Source organism: Pseudomonas sp. NGC7, assembly GCF_047159675.1.
GTDB classification, from domain to species: Bacteria; Pseudomonadota; Gammaproteobacteria; order Pseudomonadales; family Pseudomonadaceae; genus Aquipseudomonas; species Aquipseudomonas kermanshahensis.
In genome coordinates this window covers 3676071-3698208 of the sequence record NZ_BAAFZY010000001.1, presented here as the reverse complement: position 1 = coordinate 3698208, position 22138 = coordinate 3676071, and the positions used below count along the sequence as shown (strand labels likewise).

Sequence of the window (22138 nt, the reverse complement as noted above, 5' to 3'; positions counted from 1 at the left end):
AGTGGCCCTGAAAAGGCGTCAATGCGCTTAATTTTCTGTCTGGTATTACTTGAGGTTATGCGAGCGGGAGGCTGTGGGGCGGGGGTTTTGAGCGATATTACGGATGGGACAATTAATAGAAGTTTGCTGCGTTAATTAGTCCAAGTTGTTCTGTTTCATAGCGGGATCGGAGGCGCACAGCGCCCCCGAATAACCGGTTTTAATGCCCACCCTTCATACGCCGGGCAACGAGGTAAATGCCCAAGCCGACCAACGCGGTTGCAGCGCCGATATAACCCGTACTCGTCCAGCCCATGCCTGCGGTGATGGCCATGCCACCCAACCACGGCCCAAGCGCATTGGCCAGGTTGAACGCGGCGTGGTTCGAGGCTGCTGCAAGGCTGGGGGCTTCATGGGCAATGTCCATCAGGCGGATCTGCAAGGGGGCTGCCAGTGCAATCATGGTGCCCACCAGGCCGACGCCCAGCAGCAGGGTCCACAATGAATGCGCTGCGAAGGTAAAGAACAGCAGCACTGCAATCGACCAGATCAGCACCAGCCCGACGGCGCGGAACTGCAAGCGGTCGAACAACTTGCCACCGGCGATGTTGCCGACGATGCCGCCGACCCCAAAGGCCGCCAGGCCGAAGGGGATCCACTGCGGCGATACCTGGGTCACGTGCAGCATGGTGGGCGCCAGGTAGCTGAACACACAGAACATGCCGGCAAAGCCGATCGATGCAATGGCCAGCGCCATCCACACCTGGGGCAGGGCGAACGCTTTAAGTTCTTTGCGCGGGTCGCTGCGCACTTCATCGTGCGGTTGCGGCACGAAGCGCCAGACCAGGGCGATGGTGCACAGGGCGATCGCCCCGACCAACACAAAGGCAGAGCGCCAGCCGAAGTACTGGCCCAGTAAAGTGGCAACAGGGTTGCCCAGCAACATGGCCAGCGTCAGGCCCATCATCACCCGCGCCACGGCACCTGCCCGTTGGTTGTTGGCGACCATGCTCGATGCCACCACCGCAGCGATGCCGAAGTAGGCGCCGTGGGGCAGGCCGCTGATGAAGCGGAAAGCGACCAGGCCGCCGAACGAGGGGGCGAACGCCGTGGCCAGGTTGCCAACGGCATACAGCGCCATCAACAGCAGCAACATATGCTTGCGCAGCAGCTTGGCCCCCAAAATCGCCAGGGTCGGGGCACCGACCATCACGCCCAGCGCATAGGCACTGATGGCGTGGCCCACCTGGGGCTCGCTCAGCTGCAGGTTGCTGGCGATGTCCGGCATCAACCCCATGATGGCGAATTCGCCGGTGCCGATGGCAAAACTGCCCAGCGCCATGGCGGCTTCCATCTTGGCGACAGTGCTTTTCGGCAGGGCTAGCGGTGGTGCTTCATGGACAGACATTTGAATCCCTTTTGAAACATGCTGAAACGTTCAACGCGGGATCATAGACAATCTCTGGCCAAAACGTCGAGGCCGCAGCCTCGCCCACAGGCGCAACCCTTAGGTGTAATCGATGGACTCGCCCCCGCCGAGGCATCACAGTGCCACGGTGGCGTTCAAAGAAGCCAACGGCAGCGAGGGCGAGACCATGAAGAAGAGGCTGCAATCGCCTTGAGCTTGAACTGCTCGGTGTACTTGCCCATAGATCCCCCAAGGGTTGGATTGGTGTCCAACCTCTTGGGGGCAGTCCACATCGTGGGAGCGGGCTTGCCCCGCGAACACCGGCGAAGCCGGTGCCATGCACCGCGTAGCCCCATTCGCGGGACAAGCCCGCTCCCACAGAGTCCTCACAAGGTCTGAGCCTGCGCAGTTACCTGTGGGGCAAGCCGGCTCCTGAAAGTCTGGACCCGCTCTGGCTCAGGCCTTCCAGAGAACACATAGGCATAACGATATACCCTTTAATTCTTTGTCTCCCGAGCCTGCCTGCTTTCAACTAGCGCCTTTTTGAGCGAGCACTGCCCGTGGAGCACTGTGAAGTCATCGTCATCGGTCTGGGCGCCATGGGCGCCGCCACCGTGTATCAGTTGGCCAAGGCGGGTGTTGATGTGGTCGGTATCGACCGCTATCACCCCCCGCATACCCTTGGCTCAAGCCACGGCGATACACGCATCACCCGGTTTTCTGTAGGCGAGGGCGCGCAGTATGTGCCCATCGTCAAACGGGCCCAGCAGCTCTGGCGAGAACTGGAAGCGCTGTCCGGCGAGTCGTTGTTCGAACAGTCTGGCCTGCTCGCACTGACGTCCAGCCCAGACTTCGACCCCGACGATAAAAGCGACTTCACCCTGCGCACCATCGGGTTGGCCAAGGCCTATGGCATCGAACACGAAGTGCTCGATGCCAAGCAAATCCGCCAGCGCTTCCCACAATTCGCACACGTGCGCGATGACGCGATCGGCTACTTCGAGCCCGGTGGCGGTTTCGTGCGCCCCGAGCGCTGCATCGAGGTGCAGTTGCGCCTGGCAGCGCAGCACGGCGCCACATTGCACACTGGCGAAACGGTGACCGGCATCCGCTCGGATGAGCACGGCGTCACGGTTACCACCAACCTGCGCACGGTCAAGGCCGGCAAGCTGGTGTTCAGCGCCGGTAACTGGGCGGGCGGGTTGTTGGGTGAGCCCTTCGACCGGTTGCTGAGTGTCTACCGGCAAATGCTGTTCTGGTTTGAGCTTGAGCCGGGTGCAGGCCTGGAGGGCGCATCGCCCACGTTCATCCTCACCCATGGGCGCGGCGACAACAACATCAACTACGGCTTCCCTGCGCAGCCCGGCGAGGGCAGCTTGAAAATTGCCACGGCCCAGTACCACACGGCTTCGCAGCCCGACTTGCTGGACCGCAGTGTGTCTGCCGAACAAGCTCGCGCAATGTACGAGCAGCAAGTGCAAGGCCGTATTGCCGGGGTTACCGACAAAGTCCTCAAGTCGGCCGTGTGCGCTTACACCGTTACCCCGGACAGGCACTTCATCATCGACCAACACCCCACGCTCAAGCACACCCTGGTGGTGTCGGCCTGTTCTGGCCATGGTTTCAAACACTCGGCTGCCTTGGGCGAAGCCTTTGCACAGTGGTGCACCCGCGGCTCCACCGACCTTGATCTGTCCTCTTTCACCCTCAAACGATTCGAAGGAACACTCTCGTGAAGCGCATTGCACTTTCCCTTGCCCTGCTGGCGGCCACCCTCGGTACTGCACAGGCCGAAACGCTCAAGATCGCCGTGGTGCCCGTGCCTCACGCCGAAATCCTCGAGTTCCTCAAGCCAGAATTGGCCAAACAGGGGGTGGAGCTCGAGGTAAAGGTGTTCACTGACTACATCCAGCCAGACCGCCAGGTTGACGAGGGCCGACTGGACGCCAACTACTTCCAGAGCAAGCCTTATTACGAGGCGTACCAGAAAGACCGCCCGAGCAGCGATCAGGTACCGGTCGTGGCCGTGCACATCGAACCGTTCGGTGCCTATTCCAGCAAGATCAAATCGGTCGCCGAGCTGCAGGACGGCGCCACCGTCGCGATCCCCAACGACCCTACCAATTCCGGGCGCGCACTGCTTTTGATCGCCAAGCAGGGGCTGATCACCCTCAAAGACCCGAGCAACATCATGGCAACCGCCGCCGACATCACCAGCAACCCCAAGCACCTGAAGTTCAAGGAGCTTGAAGCCGCCATGCTGCCGCGCGTACTGGGCCAGGTAGACATGGCGCTGATCAACGCCAACTACGCGCTGGAGGCCAAGCTGGTGCCGCACAAGGATGCGCTGTTTATCGAAAGTGCTGAGTCGCCGTATGCCAATTACCTGTATGTGCGCCGGGACAAGGCCAACGACCCTGCGGTGCAAAAGCTGGGGGCGTTGTTGAACTCGCCGCAGGTGAAGGCGTTCATCCTCGATCGCTATCACGGTGATGTGGTGCCGGCGTTTTAATTTGGTCGAAGTATCACTGACGCCACAATAACGCCTGGGTAATCGTTCAGGCGTTTCTTGAAGGCAGCCGTTGTAAGGTCAGGTGTGGGAGGGTTGCTTTTAGTGGCTAACGCCACGGTTCCCTTGATATCTGCTCCGTGGCATACCGCACATCGTTGCACATAGAGATTTTTGCCATTGGCGTTTTCTGCGAAGGCGTGGGGTATTTGCATGAGCGATAAAACCCCTAGTAAAACGAAGAACAGTTTTTTTGATGTCAGCTGGTATTTTTGTTGAGCAAGCATCCCACAGTGGTCCGACATTCTTTCTTCCTTGGGGGTCAGTCAGTTAGGGCCTAGGGGGCCGCTGCGATGGGCTGCACAGCAGCCCCAATTACAGCCGATGACGCTGTCATGTTTCAGTACCCCCATTCTGCGGCAATGCCTGTTACCACGATAGAGCGCCCGCGCATCGCTGAAATGGCGGGCCTTTTGGTTAGGGGCTTAGTTGCCGTGGGTACTTCATCAACCCAGGAAGCTGAACATCACGCGCTTGAACCTCAACGCCGCAACAGGCGGCTCAGAACTAACGTGATGGCTGCGCCAATGGCCAGCGCTGCGATGGGCTTCTCTTTCACAAAAGTAGAAACGTTGTTCAATGCGTCACCGTAGCTTTTGGTGAGTTGGCCAACGACCTGGCGCCCATCACCCTCAGCTTCCAGGGCAGGGTCGTCAATCAGCCGACCCACCGCGCTTTGTGCTTTACCGGTTACCTGCTCTGCAACACCTTCAATCTGTTCACGTTTCATAAATGATCGAACCTTTCTAGTGAGTGGCAATGGTCTTGCTGCTCAGGCTTAGGGTGTAGGGTTAACCAATTAGTTCAAAGAAGGTGTGGCCGGCTAATTGCCAACGTATGGACAGCGCCACTTACGCAGTCGCCGCGTCGCCATATCAACTATTTATGTCCTTTGTGTGAAAGTTACGAAATACATGAACTAAGTATTTGCCCCCAGCGATTCCTCCCGCAGTGCTGCATCACCAGAATAGCCGCCCTCAATTTGAACCGTCAGCCTCACACAATGGCCGCATAGTTGGCCAGGTGGGCTGTCGGCCTTGCATGCGCCCGTTGTTCGGGCTGATGTAACCGATACTGAATGCTAGGTAAGGAAAGTGTCATGGGAATGACCAGGCGTAAGTTTTTGATTGGCGGCGGCGTTGTGGCAGCTGCGGCAGGTGCGGGGATTCTTACCCCTATGCTGACGCGCGAGGGTCGGTTGATCCCCGGCAAACCGCGGTTCGGTTTTGTCGAAGGCACCGAGGGTGTGCTGCCCAAGCAAGCAGACGTGGTCGTCATCGGCGCGGGCATTCTCGGTCTTACCACCGCGATCAACCTGGTCGAGCGTGGCCTGTCGGTCGTCATCGTTGAGAAAGGTGATATTGCCGGCGAGCAGTCCTGCCGGTTCTATGGCCAGGTCATGACCTACAAGATGCCGGATGCGACCTTCCAGTTGCACCACCTTGCCAAGCAACGCTGGCGCGAGATGAATGCCAAGGTGGGTGCTGACACCAGCTACCGCACCCAAGGCCGTGTCGAAGTGCCTTTCGATGAAGAAGACCTGGAAGGCGTCAGAAAGTGGATCGACCTCAAAACCCGTGAGGTTGGCTCCGACATCCCCTTCAAGACCCGCATCATTCAAGGCACTGAACTTGAGCAGCGCCTGCGCGGTGCCTCGTCCAGCTGGAAGATCGCAGGCTTCGAGGAAGACTCGGGCAGCCTGGACGCCGAGCGTGCCTCGTACGTTATGGCCGAGTACGCCAAGAAAATGGGCGTGCGCATCTACACCCACTGCGCTGCGCGTGGGCTGGAAACCCAAGCAGGTGCCATCTCCGACGTGGTCACCGAGAAGGGCGCCATCAAGACCTCTCGCGTCGTCGTGGCCGGCGGTGCCTGGTCCAGGCTGTTCATGCAGAACCTGGGGGTCGATGTACCGACCTTGCCTGCCTACCAGTCCCAGCAGATCATCAGCGCGGCACCTCGTGCACCGGGCGGTAACGTTGCGTTGCCAGGGAACATCTACTTCCGCGAGCAAGCTGACGGCACCTACGCCACCTCGCCGCGCGTCGTGGTTGCGCCGGTGGTCAAAGAGTCCTTCATGTATGGCTACAAGTACCTGCCACTGCTGGCCATCCCGGACTTCCCGGTTCACGTCTCGCTCAACAAGCAATTGATCGATTCGTTCCTGCAGCCAACCAGCTGGAAGCTGGATGAAGTGTCGCCGTTCGAGAAAAACAGGCTGATGACGGCGGCCCCTGATCTTCCAGAGCTCAATGCCTCGCTGGCAAAACTCAAGGTCGAATTCCCAGCCTTCGCCGAGTCGAAACTGATCGATCAGTGGAGCGGCGCCATGGCGATCGCCCCGGACGAAAACCCGATCATTTCGACCGTCAAGGAATACTCTGGCCTGGTCATCAATACCGCGACCGGTTGGGGCATGACAGAAAGCCCGGTGTCTTCCGAGTTGACGGCCGACCTGCTGCTGGGCAAAGCCCCCGTGCTGGACCCAACACCGTTTAGCCTGTATCGATTCTAAACCCCGCTACGACAATGGAATGACCGTGCATGCCTCGTCGAGGCGTGCACATCACCCGTGGTAATCAACTAGGAGAAACACATGAAGGTCGCTTTCAAGACCGTTGCTGCATTGGCCCTGACAATTGCTGGTGCCGGGAGCGTTCATGCACAGGATGTCGTGCGCCACAGCGCAGGCAGTTTCCCCATTTCGGCAGCTGTCGAAGTCCCCGCAGGCAAGACCGTCGTTTACCTGAGCGGCTCCGTTCCGTCGGCTATTCACCCAGAGGCAGCCAAGGATTCGCTGGAATCCTTCGGTGATACCAAAGCACAAACCATCAATGTGCTCGAGAACATCCAGAAGCAGCTCAAAGACCTCGGTCTGGGCCTGAAGGATGTGGTGAAGATGCAGGTATTCCTGGTAGGCGGCCCGGAGAACGGCGGCAAGATGGACTTCGACGGCTTCATGGCCGGCTACACCCAGTTCTTCGGCCCAGACGCCAAGCAGCCAGTCCTGCCTGCACGTTCCGCGTTCCAGATCGCAGGCTTGGCTCACCCAGCCTGGCGTGTTGAGATCGAAGTGACTGCAGTTCGTCCTTAAGAGGTCACTGAAGGCAGGCGCGGCCCAGCCACGCCTGCCTGCTGACCTTGCCCGGTTGGTGGGTCGCTTCAGCCAACCAGAATGTCCTCGAAAAACGCCCCAACCGGCTCGGTAGGGTGGCACAGCTGAATCTCCAGCACCCACACCATCTCACTCGGCACGATGTCCAACTCGGCCAGTTTGTCCTGCCCGAACAGGGCATGCGGGAAGTCGGCAATGCGATGCCCGGCTAGATTGCGCTCCAGCTGCCAGCCTTTGGCGTGGGCGCTGCGTTCGGCGAAGTCGTACAGCTCACGGCCGGTCAGCCCCGCGCACCAGGCTTGGCGCGTTTCTTCGAACACGTCGTGCAGGGCCTTGACGCAGGCGTGATACAGCGGGTGCTCGCCAAACACGAAGGTGTCGCCGTAGTCGCCTTCGTAGCCATCCCACACCGGGCCGAGGTCGACCACGGCGATGTCGCTGGCGCGCAGTTGGCGCTGTGGGTCGATGCCTTGGCGGGGTGTGCGCACAGTGTCGTCGCCAAAGCGGATATAGGTCGGGTGCCAGGTGTGCGACGCGCCCATCGCCTGCAACGTCTCGGCCGCCATCTGCAACGCCTCGGCAGTGGTCATGCCGACTTTCAGTTGGCTGACAATGGCTGCCAGGGCCCGCACCGATTGCTCGCGGGCTGCGAGCATGCCGTCCAACGAGTAACGTGGGCCGACTTTTTCCAGCACCGGGTCCAGCGTGCTCAGCGACGCAGCCGCCGGCGCCGATGCGCCGCTGGCAACGAAAGCCTCGGCGACAAAGCGGTGAGCCTGCACGCCCGCTGCCAGGCACTGTTCGCGGGCCTTGGTGATCATCGCGCTGTTGCCGCAGGCATAGACCTGGGTATCGGCCCACCGGTGGGCATGGGTCAGTGCGACCTGTTGTACGCGGGCTTGGGCCGATAGCACGCGGTGCCAGCGAAAGTGTGGGTGGGCAAGGCTGGCCTGGTCGAGGAACGCGCCGTCATAGAAGTCGGCCAGCGATGAACCGCCCCAATACAGCGTAACCGGGGCATGGCCCGCAAGCGCCGTCAGCAACAACGGCTTGATGCCGGCATAGCCCGTGCCGGTGGCGAACAGCACGACCGGGCGTTGTTCTTCGTGCTGCCAGGTGCAGGCGCCCACCGGCCCTTCCAACTGCAGCGCATCGCCCACCTGCAGCGTGGGCAGCACGCGTTCGGTAAACAGCCCGCCGCTGACCTTGCGCATATGAAACACCAAGCGCCCCTGCTCCTGCGCTGGCAGGTTAGCGATGGAGAAACAGCGGCTGTCGCCATTGTCGAGGCAGAACCTGACGTATTGGCCGGCGCGCACTTCGAGAGGCTGGGTGGGCTGCAGCACCAGTTCGATGATGTCGACGCTCAGCGCGCGCTGGCTCAGCACATGGGCAGTGATGGCCAGCGTTGGCGTGTCCAGCGACCAGCCGGGGATTTCCAGGCGCATGTCACTGCAGGCATGGCTCTGGCACAGCAGCATCTCGTTGGCGGCCAGGGGGTAGCAGGGCGCGGGCATGTCTGCGCTGCGCTGCTTGTCCCGGTACTGGCCCGACACCACCTTGACCTTGCACGACCCGCAGGCCCCGCGGCGGCACGAGAAAGGCACCGACAGGCCGCTGGCGAGCATGGCGTCGAGCAGCAAGCCTTCTGCGGCTTCGAAGCGTTTGCCCGAGGGCGACAGTTCAATGACATGGCGTTGCTGCATACACACACCTCAGGGCTGAATTGGGGGCGAGAGAGGCCTGATTGTTGCGTTAGACTAGGACCATAAGAACCTCCAGTTCTGGATAATTCACATGGTCCAGCTTCGCAAATGGCGGCCGTTGCTCAAGCTCGACGGGGCTCAGCCGCAGGCTTCGTACAGAAAGATCGTCGAGGGCCTGGTGACCGCGATCGTCGAGGGCCGCCTGCGCCCCGGCACACTGCTGCCCGGCACGCGAGAAATGGCGCAGCTGCTTGATGTCAACCGCAAGACGGTGATCCTCGCTTATGAAGAGGCGGTTACCAAAGGCTGGCTGGAGAGCGTGCAACGCCGGGGCACCTTCGTCAGCACCCGGCTCGCTGCCGGCACCCTGGCCGCCCACAGCGCGCCGCCGTCATTTGCCCTGGCGCTGCACGAGGCGCCTGCCGTTCCCTACTTCACCAACAGCGAGCAGGTGACGGCGCTGCAACATCGGCCTGGCGCGCTGTTTTTCGATAACGGCGCCTGTGACCACCGCCTGTTGCCCCAGGCTGTACTGCACCGCTATTACCGCAAGGCCTTGCGCAACAGTTTCACCACCAACACCGTGCGCCATGGTTGCGAAAGCAGCAGCCAGTACCTGCGCAGTGCATTGGCCGACATGCTGCGCCACAACCGCAGCCTTAATGTGGGGGCCGAGCATATTTGCCTGACCCAAGGCGTGCAGATGTCGCTGTACCTCACGGCCAGCGCTTTGCTCAAGCCGGGTGACGTGGTGCTGGTCGAGCGCCTGAGCTACCCGCCGGCGTGGGAGATTTTCCGCCAGCTGGGCGCGCGGTTGGTCACCGTTGACCTGGACGAGGAAGGCTGCCGGGTCGATCAGATCGACGCGCTGTGCCGAGTGCACGACGTGCGCATGATGTACCTCACCCCTCATCACCAGTTCCCTACCACGGTCAGCCTGCATGCGGCACGCCGGCAGCAACTGCTGGAGTTGGCGCGGCTGCATGATTTTTGCGTGATCGAAGAAGACTACGACCATGAGTACCACTTTGCCGGGCGCCCTTATCTGCCGCTGGCCAGCGACCGTTCGCAACGCCACGTGATCTACATCGGCTCGTTGTCCAAGTCGTTGGGCAGTACCTTCCGTTGCAGCTTTATCGTGGCGCCACCGAATATGATCGAGGTGCTTGAGCGCACAGCGGTGCTGACCCTGGGGCAGGGCGATGCGGTGATGCAACGGATGTTGGCCGACCTGATCAATGACGGCGAACTGAAAAAGCACCTGCGCCGGGTGTCCACGGAGTATCGGCGGCGACGGGAAGCCCTGTTGAGTGGCCTGCGCGATGCCTTTGGCGAGCAGATAACGGTGCAGGAGCCGGAAGGCGGGTTGGCGCTTTGGGTGAAGTTTGCCGACACCCTCGACGTCGACCAGTTAGCGGCCAACGCGCTGGAGCTGGACCTGGTGGTGCGTGGCGGCGGCCAGTTTTCACCGTTTGGCCACCGCGAGAATGCCTTGCGGCTGGGGTTTGCCTCGTTGGATGTGGATGAAATCCGCCTTGCCACCCAGCGGCTGGCGCAGGCGGCAGCGCTATAGGTAGCTTCACTCGCCCTCTGCTTGCCGTACCGTCCGAAACCCGACATGGGACGTGGCCAGGTACACCGTCTGCGGTTGCCGTGCCGAAGGCCGATAGCGCATGCACGCGTCCGCCGAGCACAGGTGTGACCCGCCTTTGATCACCGCCACTGGTGTGCCGGGTTGGGCAGGGTCGTAGCTGTCGTCCAGCGCCGGGCCTTGTGGGTCGAGTGCGGCATCGCGGGCCTGATCATGCCCAGGGCGATAGCCGCTGCGGGTCAACTCCCAGACATTGCCCCCCGCGTCGAACACGCCAAAGCCATTGGCCACGAAGCAGCCCACCGGGGATGTGCCCGTGAAGCCATCGAGCGCTTGATTGTGATAGGGGAACTGGCCCTGCCAGGTATTGGCCATGGGTTTGTCTGTGGGCTGCTCGGTAGCGCCCCAACTGAAATCCGCATCCTGCAGGCCACCGCGCATGGCGTATTCCAGCTGAGCCTCGGTGGGCAGTGTGCGGCCGGCCCATTGGGCGTAAGCCTGGGCATCGCGCAGGGTCACTTGCACGACCGGGTGGTTTGCCCGCTCACGCCAATGGCTATCGGGCCCCAGCGGGTGGCGCCAGCTCGCCCCGGCAACAAACTGCCAGCCTGGCCGTAATACCTCGGCACCCTGTTTGAACACCATCGCCCCCGGCACCCGCAGCGTGCCGGGCAGGTCAGGGGCCGCTTGCGCGTCGATGCCCTGTTCAGCCTGGGTCACGTAACCGGTGGCCCGCACGAAGCGGGCGAACTGGGCATTGGTGACCGGGTGCACGTCGATCCAGAAGGCCGAAACCTTGGCCGGGTGCGGTGGGCCTTCTTCACTGTAAAAGCGGCTTGAGCCGAAGTTGAAGGTGCCACCGGGCAGCCGCACCATGCCGTCGCGCCATGGCCCCTCGCGGGGCGCGGGCACACCGCTGTAACCGCTGCACAGCAGCGCCGGTGCAGGGGCTGCGGGCCATGCCGCATAGGCGGCGGCAAGCACGCCGAGGGCGAGTGCCGCGCCCCCGAGCAGCCGGGGTGTCATGGCTTGCTGACCAGCGCGGGGGAAACGGGCCGGCCCTCGGTCGTGATAACGATGTTGTTGCGCTGGGCGTAGCTTTTCCAGTCGCGCAGCAGTTCGGCCACCTGCTGGGGCTGTTGTGCGCCCAGGTCATGGTGCTCGCCTGGGTCCTTGCTCAAGTCGAACAAGCGCCACGCCGGTGCTGCGTCGGTGGTGTCGAACAGCAGTTTGAGGTTGCCCTTGCGCAGTGAGGCGTTCCCGTTGATTTCCCAGCCCATGGCCTCGTCGCGGGGGTGGATCTGCGTGTCCCGGCCTTCAAGGTAAGCCAGGGCCGAGGTGCCTTGCGGTGGCACGATGTCACGGTCGCGGTACTTGATGCCAGGCAGTGAAGCACCGGCCAGTTGCAGCAAGGTCGGCATGATGTCGCGCACGCTGGCCAGTTCTTCGCTGCGCCCGGGTTTTATCGTGGCAGGGTAGTGGACGAAGGCCGGTACGCGGATGCCACCCTGGTAGGTGGTCATCTTGTAGCGGCGGCTGGGCAGGGCGCTGACTTGGGCCCATGCCGAGCCGATCATCAGGAACGAATCAGGCCGGCCGTAGTTGTCCAGGCGGTTATCGAAATTGCGTTTGATCCATTCCGGATCGACGCGGTTGGCGTTTTCCGGGCCATTGTCAGACATGAACAACACCAAGGTGTTGTCCAGCTCGCCGGTTTCACGCAGGTGGTCCACCAGGCGGCCCACCTCGGCGTCCAGTGCCGCCACCATCGCGGCATACACCTCCATGGTGCGTGCTGACTGTTGCCGTTGCTCCGGGGTCAGCGAGGCCCAGCTGGGCACACCTTCGAGTTGTGGCTCCATCGGGAAGTCCGCAGGCACCAGCCCGGCCTTGCGCTGGCGCTGCAGCCGCTCGCGCGCGATCTGTTCGTAGCCTTGGTCATAGCGGCCACGGTACTGCGCCAGGTACGCGTCGGGCGCTTGCAGCGGCCAGTGCGGTGCGGTGTAGGCGGCGAAGGCGAAGAAGGGCTTTTGGCTCGCCTTGCCCTGGTCGATGACGTCGATCAGGCGGTCAGTGAACCAGCGGGTCGAGTAGAAGTCGTTGGGCAGTTCCACCGGCTCGCCGTTGTGGCGGAAGCTCCAGCTGTAGTTGGGCAGCAGGCCCATGTTGGTTTGCTTGAAATGCGCCGCGCCGCCTTCCAGCAACACGTACGCCTGGTCGAAGCCGCGGTTTTGCGGCTGCTGCGCGGGCGTCATGCCCAGGTGCCACTTGCCGGCAATGTAGGTGCGATAACCGGCATCGCGCAACAACTCGGCGAGCGTGGCCACATTGGCGCCCAGCACCCCTTCATACCCCGGTTGCACCTCGCTGCCCGCCGGCAGGCGCCCACGCGACTCGGCCATCATGCCGACCCCGGACAGGTGCGGGTCGTTGCCGGACATCAGCATGGCGCGGGTGGGCGAGCAGCTGGGTGAAGCATGGAAGTCGAGCATCAGGCGTCCGTCGGCCAGCAGCTTGTCCAGGTGCGGGGTCGCGATCTCGCTGCCCAGCGCAGACAGGTCGGAAAACCCCAGGTCATCCGCGACCACGAGCAAAATGTTGGGTTGTTTAACGGTTGGGGCGGCGAACGCTTGGCTGGCGCCGAGCAGCAGCAGGCTGAAAGCGAGCAAGGGCTTGGAGGGGATCATGGGTGTCTCTTTATTATTGTGGGTTGGGTGCACTACATGATTTTTTTATTTAATTATCTTGTCAAGGAATGAAGACCGGCGGCGACCCTGGCTGAAACGCTTCTGTCCGGGTTCATCCAGGCAATCCGCCTAAATAGCGGGTTTAAAAACTGTTCGATCAGCGAACAGTGATCGCGCCTCGTTGTATGCGATAAGCGCTGACGGCTATTGACGCCATCATCGTTAAACAAAATAATCGTTAACAGAGTTATCCATTTTCACAACAACAAGAAAGGATATTCTGATGACGAAGCCGCTGACGGGGGCATGTCTGTCCCTGGCGCTGTTATCAATCGCCCAGCTTTCACAAGCGGCGAGCCCCCTGGAAGACAGCCGCCCAGGGCGGCCTGGCGCGCCGCGCTGGGTCGAGGATTACCGCTTTCTGGATGACCCAGGTAAAGCCCGCGATCCTTTCGATGGCCTGCGTTACCATCGCCCGTCCGAAAGCGCATGGCTGCAACTGGGCGCGGAAGCGCGCTACCGCGCCGATTCACTGGACAAACCCTTCTTTGGCCTGCGCGGGATCAAAGACGACTCCTACCTGATGCAGCGCCTGCAAGCCCATGCCGACCTGCACCTGTTCGACGATGCGCTGCGTGCCTTTGTGCAAGTCGAGAACACCCGCGCGTTCGGCAAGGACCTGTACTCACCGAACGACGAAAGCCGCAACGAAGTGCGCCAGGCCTTTATCGACCTGAACCATGACATTGACGGTGGGCGCTACACGGCCCGTGTCGGCCGCCAGGAGATGGCGTTCGGCAACCAGGTGTTCGTCACCTACCGCGACTCCCCCAACATCCGCCAGACCTTCGACGGCCTGCGCGCCAGCCTCAACCTCAAGGACGGGCGTAAGCTCGATGCCTTTGCGGTACGGCCGGTGAAGACCGGCGAGGACAGCTGGGATGACGGCAGCAATAATGGGGTCAAGTTTTATGGCCTGTACGGCACCCTGCCGTTGACCCAGGCCTGGAACATCGACTTGTTCGCCTTTGGCCTGGAAACCGACGACCGCGCCCTGGCGGGGGAAACCGGTGATGAACAACGCTACACGTTCGGCACCCGCCTGTTCGGCCGCTTCCAGGCCCTGGACTGGAGTTGGGACTTGGCCGGCCAAAATGGGCATTTGGGCAACGCCTCCATTCGTGCCTGGGCGGTGTCCAGCGACACCGGCTACACCTTCAACCACCCCTGGGCCCCACGCCTGGCCATGCGCTTGGACGCGGCCAGCGGTGACGGCGACCTGGGCGATGGCAAGGTCGGTACCTTCGACCCGTTATACCCGCGCAACGGCGTGTACGGCGAGGCCAGCCTGAGCACCTTGAGCAACATCCTCGTCATTGGCCCGACCTTTGGCTTTTCACCCTGGCGCACCCTGCGTTTCGAACCCGGTATCTTCGAGGTGTGGAAGCAGAACACCCATGACGGCGTATACATGCCCGGCATGAGCATCCTCGCCAACACCCGCGACACCGGCCGACACGTGGGCACCATCTACCGCGTCAATACCCGCTGGTTGGCGACGCCTAACCTGACGCTCGACCTGGACCTGAAGTACTACGACATCGGCGCTGCCATCCGCGATGCCGGGGGCGACGATGCCTCGCTGGTGTCGTTACGTGCGACCTTCAGGCTCTGACTCCTATTCGCATAACAACAAGAGGGCTGCACATGAGTGGTTCAATCGCACCATCGCACCGGCCGGTACTGACGATCGGCCTGTGTTTTCTCGTCGCGCTGCTTGAAGGGCTCGACCTGCAAGCCACCGGCATTGCCGCGCCCCACATGGCCAAGGAATTCGCCTTGACCCCCGCCATGCTGGGTTGGGTGTTCAGTGCCGGCTTGCTCGGCTTATTGCCGGGCGCCTTCGTCGGCGGCTGGCTGGCGGACCGCATGGGGCGTAAACGCATCCTGATCCTGGCCGTGTTGCTGTTCGGGGGGTTCTCGTTGGCCACCGCGCATGCCTGGGACTACCCATCGCTGCTGGTGGCGCGGCTGATGACCGGGCTGGGGCTGGGCGCGGCGCTGCCGATCCTTATCGCCATGGCCAGTGAAGCCGCCCACGAGCGCCTGCGCAGCACGGCGGTCAGCCTGACTTACTGCGGCGTGCCGCTGGGTGGCGCCATCGCTTCGGTGATTGGCATGGCGGGCCTGGGCGAGGGCTGGCGCACGGTGTTCTACGTGGGCGGCTTTGCGCCGATTGCGATTGCCTTCGTGCTGATGGTCTGGCTGCCGGAGTCCCAAGCGTTTCGCGCCCAGGCTGCCGCCAGCGGCACGCAGAACGGGCTGGCAGCGCAACTGTTTGGCCCCGGCCGGGCGAGCCGCACGCTGCTGCTGTGGCTGGCATGCTTCTTCACCTTGACCGTGCTGTACATGCTGCTGAACTGGCTGCCCTCGCTGCTGATCGGCCAGGGCTATTCGCGGCCGCAGGCCGGCGCGGTGCAGATCCTGTTCAACCTGGGCGGCGCGGCGGGGTCATTCCTGACCGGGCGCATGATGGACCGTGGGCACGCTGGGCGTGCGGTGTTGATCGCCTACGCTGGCATGCTCGCCTCCCTGGCGGGCCTGGGCCTGTCCACCACCTTCGGTTTGATCCTGCTGGCCGGTTTTACCGCCGGCTATTGCGCCATCGGCGGCCAGTTGGTGCTGTACGCGCTGGCCCCCACGCTGTACCCGACACACGTGCGTGCCACGGGGGTGGGCGCGTCGGTGGCCGTGGGCCGACTGGGGTCGATGGCCGGGCCCTTGGCGGCAGGGCAGATCCTTGCCGCTGGCGCCGGGGTAGGGGGCTTGTTGCTGGCGGCCTCGCCGGGCTTGGTGGTAGCGGCTGTGGCGGCGATGGCGCTGCTGGGGCGACGTGCAACGCCCACCGAGGCTGCGGCTTCGCAAGGGGTGGCGCCATGAGCCTGCGTAAAGGGCTTATCGCCCTGTGCTTGAGCAGCTGCGCCGCACTGGCCCAGGCCGCGAGCTATGAACCGCCGCCGCTCAAGCTCGAGCCGCTGGCGCGCTTCAGCGTTGACCTGGTGGCACCGATCTGGGAATTGGGCGCCACCAGCGGACAAGGCAAACGGCGAATCATCCCCATCACGGGTGGGCATTTCGAGGGCCCCCGGCTCAAGGGCACCATCCTCAACAATGGCGCGGACTGGCAGGTGGTCACCCCCGAGGGCGTCGCCATCATCGACACCCGTTACCTGCTGCAGACCGACGACGGTGCGTTGATCTACCTGCGTACCGAGGGCTATCGCTTCGGCCCGCCCGAGGTGATGAAAAAAGTCGCCGCCGGCGAGGATGTCGACCCCAGCCTGTACCAGTTCCGCATCACGATGCACTTTGAAACCTCGGCCCCTCAGTACGCCTGGCTCAACCGCACGGTGGGCGTTGGCAGTGCCATGCGCCTGGGCAATGCCGTCGTCTACGACGCCTTCGAAGTCAAATAGATAATTTTATTAATGGTTAATTGACTTAACTAAATGGCCGGGCTAATGTTCGGCCAACCACAACGAACAATCAGTACAAGAGGTGTGTGATGGGCCAATACGACAACCGCTGGCAGACCGTGAAAGTTACCGTCGAGCAAGGCATCGCCTGGGTCAGCTTCAACCGTCCTGAAAAGCGCAATGCCATGAGCCCGACGCTCAACCGTGAAATGCGCGATGTGCTGGAAACCATCGAGCAGGACGCCGACGCCCGTGTGCTGGTCTTGACCGGCGAAGGCAGCGCCTGGACCGCGGGCATGGACCTCAAGGAGTACTTCCGCGAGGTGGACGCCGGCCCGGAAATTCTTCAAGAGCGCATCCGCCGCGATGCCTCGGAATGGCAGTGGAAGCTGCTGCGCTTCTACAGCAAGCCAACCATCGCCATGGTCAACGGCTGGTGCTTCGGCGGCGGTTTCAGCCCGCTGGTCGCTTGCGACTTGGCCATCTGCGCCGATGAGGCCACCTTCGGCCTGTCTGAAATCAACTGGGGCATCCCACCGGGCAACCTGGTCAGCAAAGCCATGGCCGACACCGTGGGCCACCGTGAATCGCTGTACTACATCATGACCGGCAAGACCTTCGACGGGCAGAAAGCCGCGCAAATGGGCCTGGTCAACAAAAGCGTGCCGTTGGCGCAGCTGCGCGATGAAGTGGTACTGCTTGCCCAAGACCTGCTGGACAAGAACCCAGTGGTGCTGCGCGCCGCCAAAAACGGCTTCAAGCGCTGCCGCGAGTTGACCTGGGAGCAGAACGAAGACTACCTGTACGCCAAGCTCGACCAGGCGCAACTGCGTGACCCCGAGCACGGGCGTGCGCAGGGCTTGAAGCAGTTCCTTGACGACAAGAGCATCAAGCCTGGCCTGCAAGCCTACAAGCGCTGAGTGATCTTGGCGTTCATTCCCGAATAATCAGAAAAGAGGAATGCCCGATGTTCGAGGTGCCATTGTTAATTGGCGGTAAGGCCCGTGCGGCCAGCGACGGCGGCACGTTCGAGCGTCGCCATCCGGTCAGCGGCGAGGTGGTGTCGGTGGTGGCTGCGGCCACCCTGGCCGACGCCGATGCGGCGGTCGAAGCGGCCCAGGCGGCGTTCCCCGCGTGGGCTGCGCTGGGGCCAGGCGAGCGCCGCGCGCGCTTGCTGAAGGCGGCCGATGCGCTGGACGCCCGGCGTGACGAATTCCTGGCCATGGCCGGGGAAACGGGGGCCAAGGCCAACTGGTACGGTTTCAATGTGATGCTGGCGGCCAACATCCTGCGTGAAGCGGCGTCGATGACTACCCAGATCCAGGGCAGCGTCATCCCCTCCGACGTGCCCGGCAGCTTTGCCATGGCCCTGCGCCAACCTTGCGGCGTGGTGCTGGGCATCGCGCCGTGGAATGCACCTGTGATTCTGGCCACACGCGCTATCGCCATGCCCCTGGCGTGCGGTAACACCGTGGTACTCAAGGCCTCCGAAGCCAGCCCGGCGGTGCATGGCCTGATCGGCCAGGTATTGCAGGCGGCCGGTTTGGGCGATGGCGTGGTCAACGTGATCAGCAACGCCCCGCACGATGCGCCGGCGGTGGTCGAGCGGCTGATCGCGCACCCGGCGGTGCGCCGGGTGAACTTCACCGGGTCTACCCATGTAGGGCGCATCGTTGGGCAATTGGCGGCGCGTCACTTGAAGCCCGCGGTGCTCGAACTGGGCGGCAAGGCACCGTTCCTGGTGCTGGCCGATGCCGACCTGGATGCCGCGGTGGATGCCGCAGCGTTTGGCGCCTACTTCAACCAGGGCCAGATCTGCATGTCCACCGAGCGGCTGATCGTCGACCAGGCCGTGGCCGATGCCTTCGTCGCCAAGCTCGGTGAAAAAGTCCGCAGCTTGCGCGCAGCGGACCCTGCGCAAACCGATGCGCCGCTGGGTTCATTGATCGATGCCGGGGCCGGTGAGCGCATACAGGCGCTGGTTGATGATGCCCTCAGCAAGGGCGCGACCCTGGTGGCGGGTGGTGAGCGCACGGGCAGCGTTATGCAGCCGGTGCTGCTCGACCAGGTCAACGCCGACATGAAACTGTACCGCGAAGAGTCGTTCGGCCCCGTCGCGGTGGTGCTGCGCGCCAGCGGTGACGAAGCGCTGCTGGCCCTGGCCAACGACTCCGAGTTTGGCCTGAGCGCGGCGATTTTCAGCCGTGACACCCAGCGCGCCCTGGCCCTTGCCCAGCGCCTGGAGTCGGGCATCTGCCACATCAATGGCCCGACCGTGCATGACGAGGCGCAGATGCCTTTTGGCGGGGTCAAGGCCAGTGGTTACGGCAGCTTCGGCAGCACGGCGGCGATCGACGCCTTTACCCAGCTGCGCTGGGTCACCGTGCAGCAAGGCGCCCGGCACTACCCGATCTAACCCACGCACTCACAACAACAATAGCGAATGCACCTGGGGGCCTCTCGGCCCTCGGGCGCACTAAGGCAGAGGTAGCCTTCATGGTCTGCGAAACCCTCTCCGTTGCCCAGCGTGCGCCCTTGCGCGCCGTCAAGATCGGGCAGCCTCAGGTACAGGTGCGCCAACAAGGCGACATCCTCTACCTGGACCCTGTGGAACCACTTGCTGCTTACCCGGCACGGCTGATGGAGCGCTTGCTGCATTGGGCCGAACAGCGCGGCGAGCAAACGTTCGTTGCCCGCCGTGGTGCCGATGGCGAGTGGCAGCACATTAGTTACGCCACCATGTTGCAGCGTGTTCGATCCATCGCCACCTGGTTGCTGGATCAAGGCCTGAGCGCCGAACGCCCGCTGGTGATCCTCTCGGGCAACGACCTTGAGCATGTGCAACTGGCCTCGGCCGCACTGTATGCCGGCATCCCGTATTGCCCGGTATCGCCGGCCTATTCACTGCTGTCCCAGGATTTTGGCAAGCTGCGCCATATCGTCCAGACCCTGCAACCGGGCCTGGTGTTCGCGGCCGACGCCGCCTATGGCAGAGCCATCGATGCGGTGTTCGAGCCCTCGGTGACACTGGTGCTGGGCGAGGGCGAACTGCCAGGCCGGGCCAGCACGCCGTTCGCCGAACTGTTGGCCACCGCCGCACACCCTTGCGCCGACCAAGCCTTTGCCGCGTTGCGCCCACACAGCCTGGCCAAGTTCCTGTTCACGTCCGGCTCCACCAAGCTGCCCAAGGCTGTGGTCACCACCCAGGGCATGCTCTGCGCCAACCAGCAGATGCTGTTGCAGACCTTTCCGGAATTCGCCGAAGTGCCACCGGTGCTGGTCGACTGGCTGCCGTGGAACCACACCTTTGGCGGCAGCCACAATGTCGGCATCGTGCTGTACAACGGCGGCACGCTGTATATCGACGATGGCAAGCCGACGCCGCAAGGCTTTGCCCAGACGCTGCACAACCTCAAGGACATTTCCCCCACGGCGTACCTGACCGTGCCCAAGGGCTGGGAAGAACTGGTCAAGGCGCTGGAGCAGGACAGCAGCCTGTGCGAACGCTTTTTCCAACGCATGAAGCTGTTCTTTTTTGCCGGCGCCGGGTTGTCACAGGCCATCTGGGACCGGCTTGACGCGGTGGCCGTGGCCCATTGTGGCGAACGCATCCGCATGATGGCGGGGCTGGGCATGACCGAGACCTCGCCGTCGTGCACGTTCACCACGGGGCCGCTGTCGGTCGCCGGCTACATCGGCCTGCCGGCCCCGGGCTGCGAGGTCAAGCTGGTGCCGGTGGACGGCAAACTCGAAGCGAGGTTTCGCGGGCCGCATGTGATGCCGGGGTACTGGCGCTCATCCCAGCAAACCGAAGCGGCGTTCGACGAAGAAGGGTTCTACCGCAGCGGTGATGCCGTGCGCCTGTGCGACCCCGACAACCCGCAGCTTGGGCTGATGTTCGACGGGCGTATTGCCGAGGACTTCAAGTTGTCCTCCGGGGTGTTCGTCAGCGTCGGGCCCATGCGCACCCAGGTGATCCTGCAGGGTGCCCCGTATGTGCTGGACGTCGTGGTACTGGGCCCGGACCGCGAGTGCCTGGGCTTGCTGATCTTCCCGCGGTTGCCGGAGTGCCGGCAGTTGGCCGGGCTTGGCGACCACGCCAGTGATGCCCAGGTGCTGGCATCGCCTGCCGTGCGGGACTGGCTGTCGAGCCTGTTGGCCAGCCTAAACCGAGGCGCCACGGGTAACGCCAGCTTTATCCAGTTCGCGGGCCTGGCCGACGAAGCGCCGTCCATCGACCGCGGCGAGATCACCGACAAAGGCTCGATCAACCAGCGTGCGGTCCTGCAACTGCGCCAGGGCCTCATCGACAACCTGTACGCCGGGCCGGGGCCGTTACGTGTAGACGCGCCATGACGGCGCGGGGGCAATTCCGCGCGTTTGCGGCGACCGCGTTGCTCGATGGTATCCGCACGCCGTGGGTCGACCTCAATGGCGCATTCGGGTTGGTCTCGCCGACCGACCTGGGCATCAAGGCCGGCCGCGCAGTGTTGCAGCGCGCTGGGCTGGAGGGGCGCGACGTCGACAGCGTACTGGCCGGCTCCATGGCCCAGGCCGACTTCGACGCCTACATGCTGCCCCGGCATATCGGGCTGTACTGTGGCGTCGACCAGGCAGTACCCGCGCTGATGGTGCAACGCATCTGCGCGACCGGTTTTGAACTGCTGCGCCAGGCGGGTGAGCAAATCCAGGCGGGGGAGGCGGGCACGGTGTTGTGTGTGGCGGCCGAGTCGATGTCGCGCAATCCGATCGTGGCCTACACCCACCGTGGCGGTTTTCGCTTGGGCGGCGAAGTCGGCTTCAAAGACTTTCTCTGGGAAGCCCTGTTCGACCCCGCTGTTGGCATCAGCATGATCCAGACCGCCGAGAACATCGCCCGGCACTGTCACATCCCCCGGGCTGCCGTAGACGCCTGGGCGGCCCAGAGCTTCGCGCGGGCCATGGCTGCGCGGGCGCGAGGGTGGTTTGCCGACGAGTGCATCAGTGTTGGCAATGAAGTGTTTGAAGCGCCGGGTTTGTTGCCACGCGGCATTCGCCTGCCGCGTGGCGTTGAAGCCGTCTCCGAAGACAGCCACCCGCGCGCGACCGCGTTCGAGCGTTTGCAGCAACTGCCCCCGATTTACCCGCAGGGGGTGCAAACCGCGGGCAATAGCTGTGCGGTGGTGGATGGCGCAGCGGCGGTGCTGATGTGTTCGGCAGACCAGCTGGCTGGGCGCACGCCGATGGCCTGGTTGCGGGCCAGCAGTGTGGTGGGCGTCGCGCCTGAGGTGATGGGGCTGGGCCCGGTGCCGGCCATCCGTTTGCTGCTGAAGCGTGCAGGCCTGCCGCTGGACGCCATCGCCTGCTTCGAAATCAACGAAGCCCAGGGCGCGCAGATTGTAGCGGTGCAGCAGTCGTTGGGCATCGCGCCGGAACGGCTGAATGCCTGTGGCGGCGCTATCGCCCTTGGCCACCCGCTGGCCGCAACCGGCCTGCGCCTGGTGATCAGCGTTGCGCGGCAATTGCGCGCCAGTGGCCAGCGCTATGGCGTGGTATCGGCCTGCGTCGGCGGTGGCCAGGGCATGGCCCTGCTGTTGGAAAACCCACTGGCCAAGACCTGAAAAGGAG

At 63.1% G+C, this 22138-nt stretch carries 17 protein-coding genes and 1 pseudogene; 12 read left to right on the top strand and 6 right to left on the bottom strand.

Going from position 1 to position 22138, the window contains the following annotated elements; genetic code table 11:
* Positions 1 to 199: 199 nt before the first annotated feature.
* Complete coding sequence (locus ACMCNM_RS16565; RefSeq protein WP_412764959.1) at positions 200 to 1387, bottom strand: MFS transporter; 1188 nt, start codon at positions 1385 to 1387, stop codon at positions 200 to 202.
* Positions 1388 to 1947: 560 nt separating this feature from the next.
* On the opposite strand from ACMCNM_RS16565, the gene solA reads away from it, so the two are divergent.
* Both solA and ACMCNM_RS16555 read left to right on the top strand, forming a co-directional pair.
* A complete protein-coding gene (gene solA / locus ACMCNM_RS16560) occupies positions 1948 to 3123 on the top strand; it encodes an N-methyl-L-tryptophan oxidase (RefSeq protein WP_412764958.1) in 1176 nt (391 codons plus the stop codon).
* Positions 3120 to 3899 (top strand): MetQ/NlpA family ABC transporter substrate-binding protein, encoded by a 780-nt coding sequence (locus ACMCNM_RS16555; protein ID WP_186682440.1) that lies wholly within the window; start codon positions 3120 to 3122, stop codon positions 3897 to 3899. Before solA ends, ACMCNM_RS16555 begins: the two co-directional genes overlap by 4 nt.
* On the opposite strand, the pseudogene ACMCNM_RS16550 reads toward ACMCNM_RS16555, so the two are convergent.
* A pseudogene (locus ACMCNM_RS16550) lies at positions 3899 to 4183 on the bottom strand (c-type cytochrome); the annotation flags it as partial. The gene ACMCNM_RS16555 and the pseudogene ACMCNM_RS16550 sit on opposite strands and share 1 nt — an antisense overlap.
* Positions 4184 to 4437: 254 nt before the next feature.
* Complete coding sequence (locus ACMCNM_RS16545; RefSeq protein WP_412764957.1) at positions 4438 to 4686, bottom strand: CsbD family protein; 249 nt, start codon at positions 4684 to 4686, stop codon at positions 4438 to 4440.
* A gap of 393 nt (positions 4687 to 5079) precedes the next feature.
* On the opposite strand from ACMCNM_RS16545, the gene ACMCNM_RS16540 reads away from it, so the two are divergent.
* Together ACMCNM_RS16540 and ACMCNM_RS16535 are read left to right on the top strand one after the other, a co-directional pair.
* Positions 5080 to 6471, top strand: coding sequence for an NAD(P)/FAD-dependent oxidoreductase (locus ACMCNM_RS16540; protein WP_202883856.1), 1392 nt, complete (start codon positions 5080 to 5082; stop codon positions 6469 to 6471).
* An 81-nt stretch (positions 6472 to 6552) separates the two neighbouring features.
* Positions 6553 to 7050, top strand: a complete 498-nt coding sequence (locus tag ACMCNM_RS16535; RefSeq protein ID WP_033694339.1) for a RidA family protein — start codon at positions 6553 to 6555, stop codon at positions 7048 to 7050.
* A 68-nt stretch (positions 7051 to 7118) separates the two neighbouring features.
* Here the strand turns inward: ACMCNM_RS16535 and ACMCNM_RS16530 are convergent, their stop codons facing one another.
* A complete protein-coding gene (locus ACMCNM_RS16530; RefSeq protein ID WP_412764956.1) occupies positions 7119 to 8777 on the bottom strand; it encodes a M24 family metallopeptidase in 1659 nt (552 codons plus the stop codon).
* A 91-nt stretch (positions 8778 to 8868) separates the two neighbouring features.
* Between ACMCNM_RS16530 and ACMCNM_RS16525 the strand changes: the two genes are divergently transcribed.
* On the top strand, positions 8869 to 10350 hold the full coding sequence (locus tag ACMCNM_RS16525) for a PLP-dependent aminotransferase family protein (protein ID WP_412764955.1): 1482 nt from the start codon (positions 8869 to 8871) through the stop codon (positions 10348 to 10350).
* 6 nt (positions 10351 to 10356) lie between these two features.
* On the opposite strand, the gene ACMCNM_RS16520 is transcribed toward ACMCNM_RS16525, so the two are convergent.
* On the bottom strand, positions 10357 to 11394 hold the full coding sequence (locus ACMCNM_RS16520) for a formylglycine-generating enzyme family protein (RefSeq protein ID WP_412764954.1): 1038 nt from the start codon (positions 11392 to 11394) through the stop codon (positions 10357 to 10359).
* Entirely contained in the window at positions 11391 to 13055 is a 1665-nt protein-coding gene (locus ACMCNM_RS16515) for an arylsulfatase (RefSeq protein WP_027596360.1), read from the bottom strand. Before ACMCNM_RS16515 ends, ACMCNM_RS16520 begins: the two co-directional genes overlap by 4 nt.
* A gap of 283 nt (positions 13056 to 13338) precedes the next feature.
* On the opposite strand from ACMCNM_RS16515, the gene ACMCNM_RS16510 reads away from it, so the two are divergent.
* The 7 genes from ACMCNM_RS16510 to ACMCNM_RS16480 all read left to right on the top strand — a co-directional run bounded on the left by ACMCNM_RS16510 (position 13339) and on the right by ACMCNM_RS16480 (position 22131).
* Positions 13339 to 14730 carry an alginate export family protein gene (locus tag ACMCNM_RS16510; RefSeq protein ID WP_412764953.1) on the top strand — a complete coding sequence of 464 codons (1392 nt, stop codon included), beginning with the start codon at positions 13339 to 13341 and terminating at the stop codon, positions 14728 to 14730.
* 32 nt (positions 14731 to 14762) lie between these two features.
* Complete coding sequence (mhpT, locus tag ACMCNM_RS16505; RefSeq protein WP_186682418.1) at positions 14763 to 15995, top strand: 3-(3-hydroxy-phenyl)propionate transporter MhpT; 1233 nt, start codon at positions 14763 to 14765, stop codon at positions 15993 to 15995.
* Positions 15992 to 16531 (top strand): DUF3237 domain-containing protein, encoded by a 540-nt coding sequence (locus tag ACMCNM_RS16500; protein ID WP_033694340.1) that lies wholly within the window; start codon positions 15992 to 15994, stop codon positions 16529 to 16531. Before mhpT ends, ACMCNM_RS16500 begins: the two co-directional genes overlap by 4 nt.
* 89 nt (positions 16532 to 16620) lie before the next feature.
* The gene (locus ACMCNM_RS16495; RefSeq protein ID WP_027596364.1) at positions 16621 to 17451 is read left to right on the top strand and encodes a p-hydroxycinnamoyl CoA hydratase/lyase; all 831 of its coding nucleotides are present in this window, start codon (positions 16621 to 16623) and stop codon (positions 17449 to 17451) included.
* Positions 17452 to 17498: 47 nt separating this feature from the next.
* Positions 17499 to 18947, top strand: a complete 1449-nt coding sequence (locus ACMCNM_RS16490) for an aldehyde dehydrogenase (protein WP_412764952.1) — start codon at positions 17499 to 17501, stop codon at positions 18945 to 18947.
* A gap of 80 nt (positions 18948 to 19027) precedes the next feature.
* Positions 19028 to 20887, top strand: a complete 1860-nt coding sequence (locus tag ACMCNM_RS16485) for a feruloyl-CoA synthase (RefSeq protein ID WP_412764951.1) — start codon at positions 19028 to 19030, stop codon at positions 20885 to 20887.
* Complete coding sequence (locus ACMCNM_RS16480; RefSeq protein ID WP_412764950.1) at positions 20884 to 22131, top strand: thiolase family protein; 1248 nt, start codon at positions 20884 to 20886, stop codon at positions 22129 to 22131. Before ACMCNM_RS16485 ends, ACMCNM_RS16480 begins: the two co-directional genes overlap by 4 nt.
* Positions 22132 to 22138: the final 7 nt, after the last annotated feature.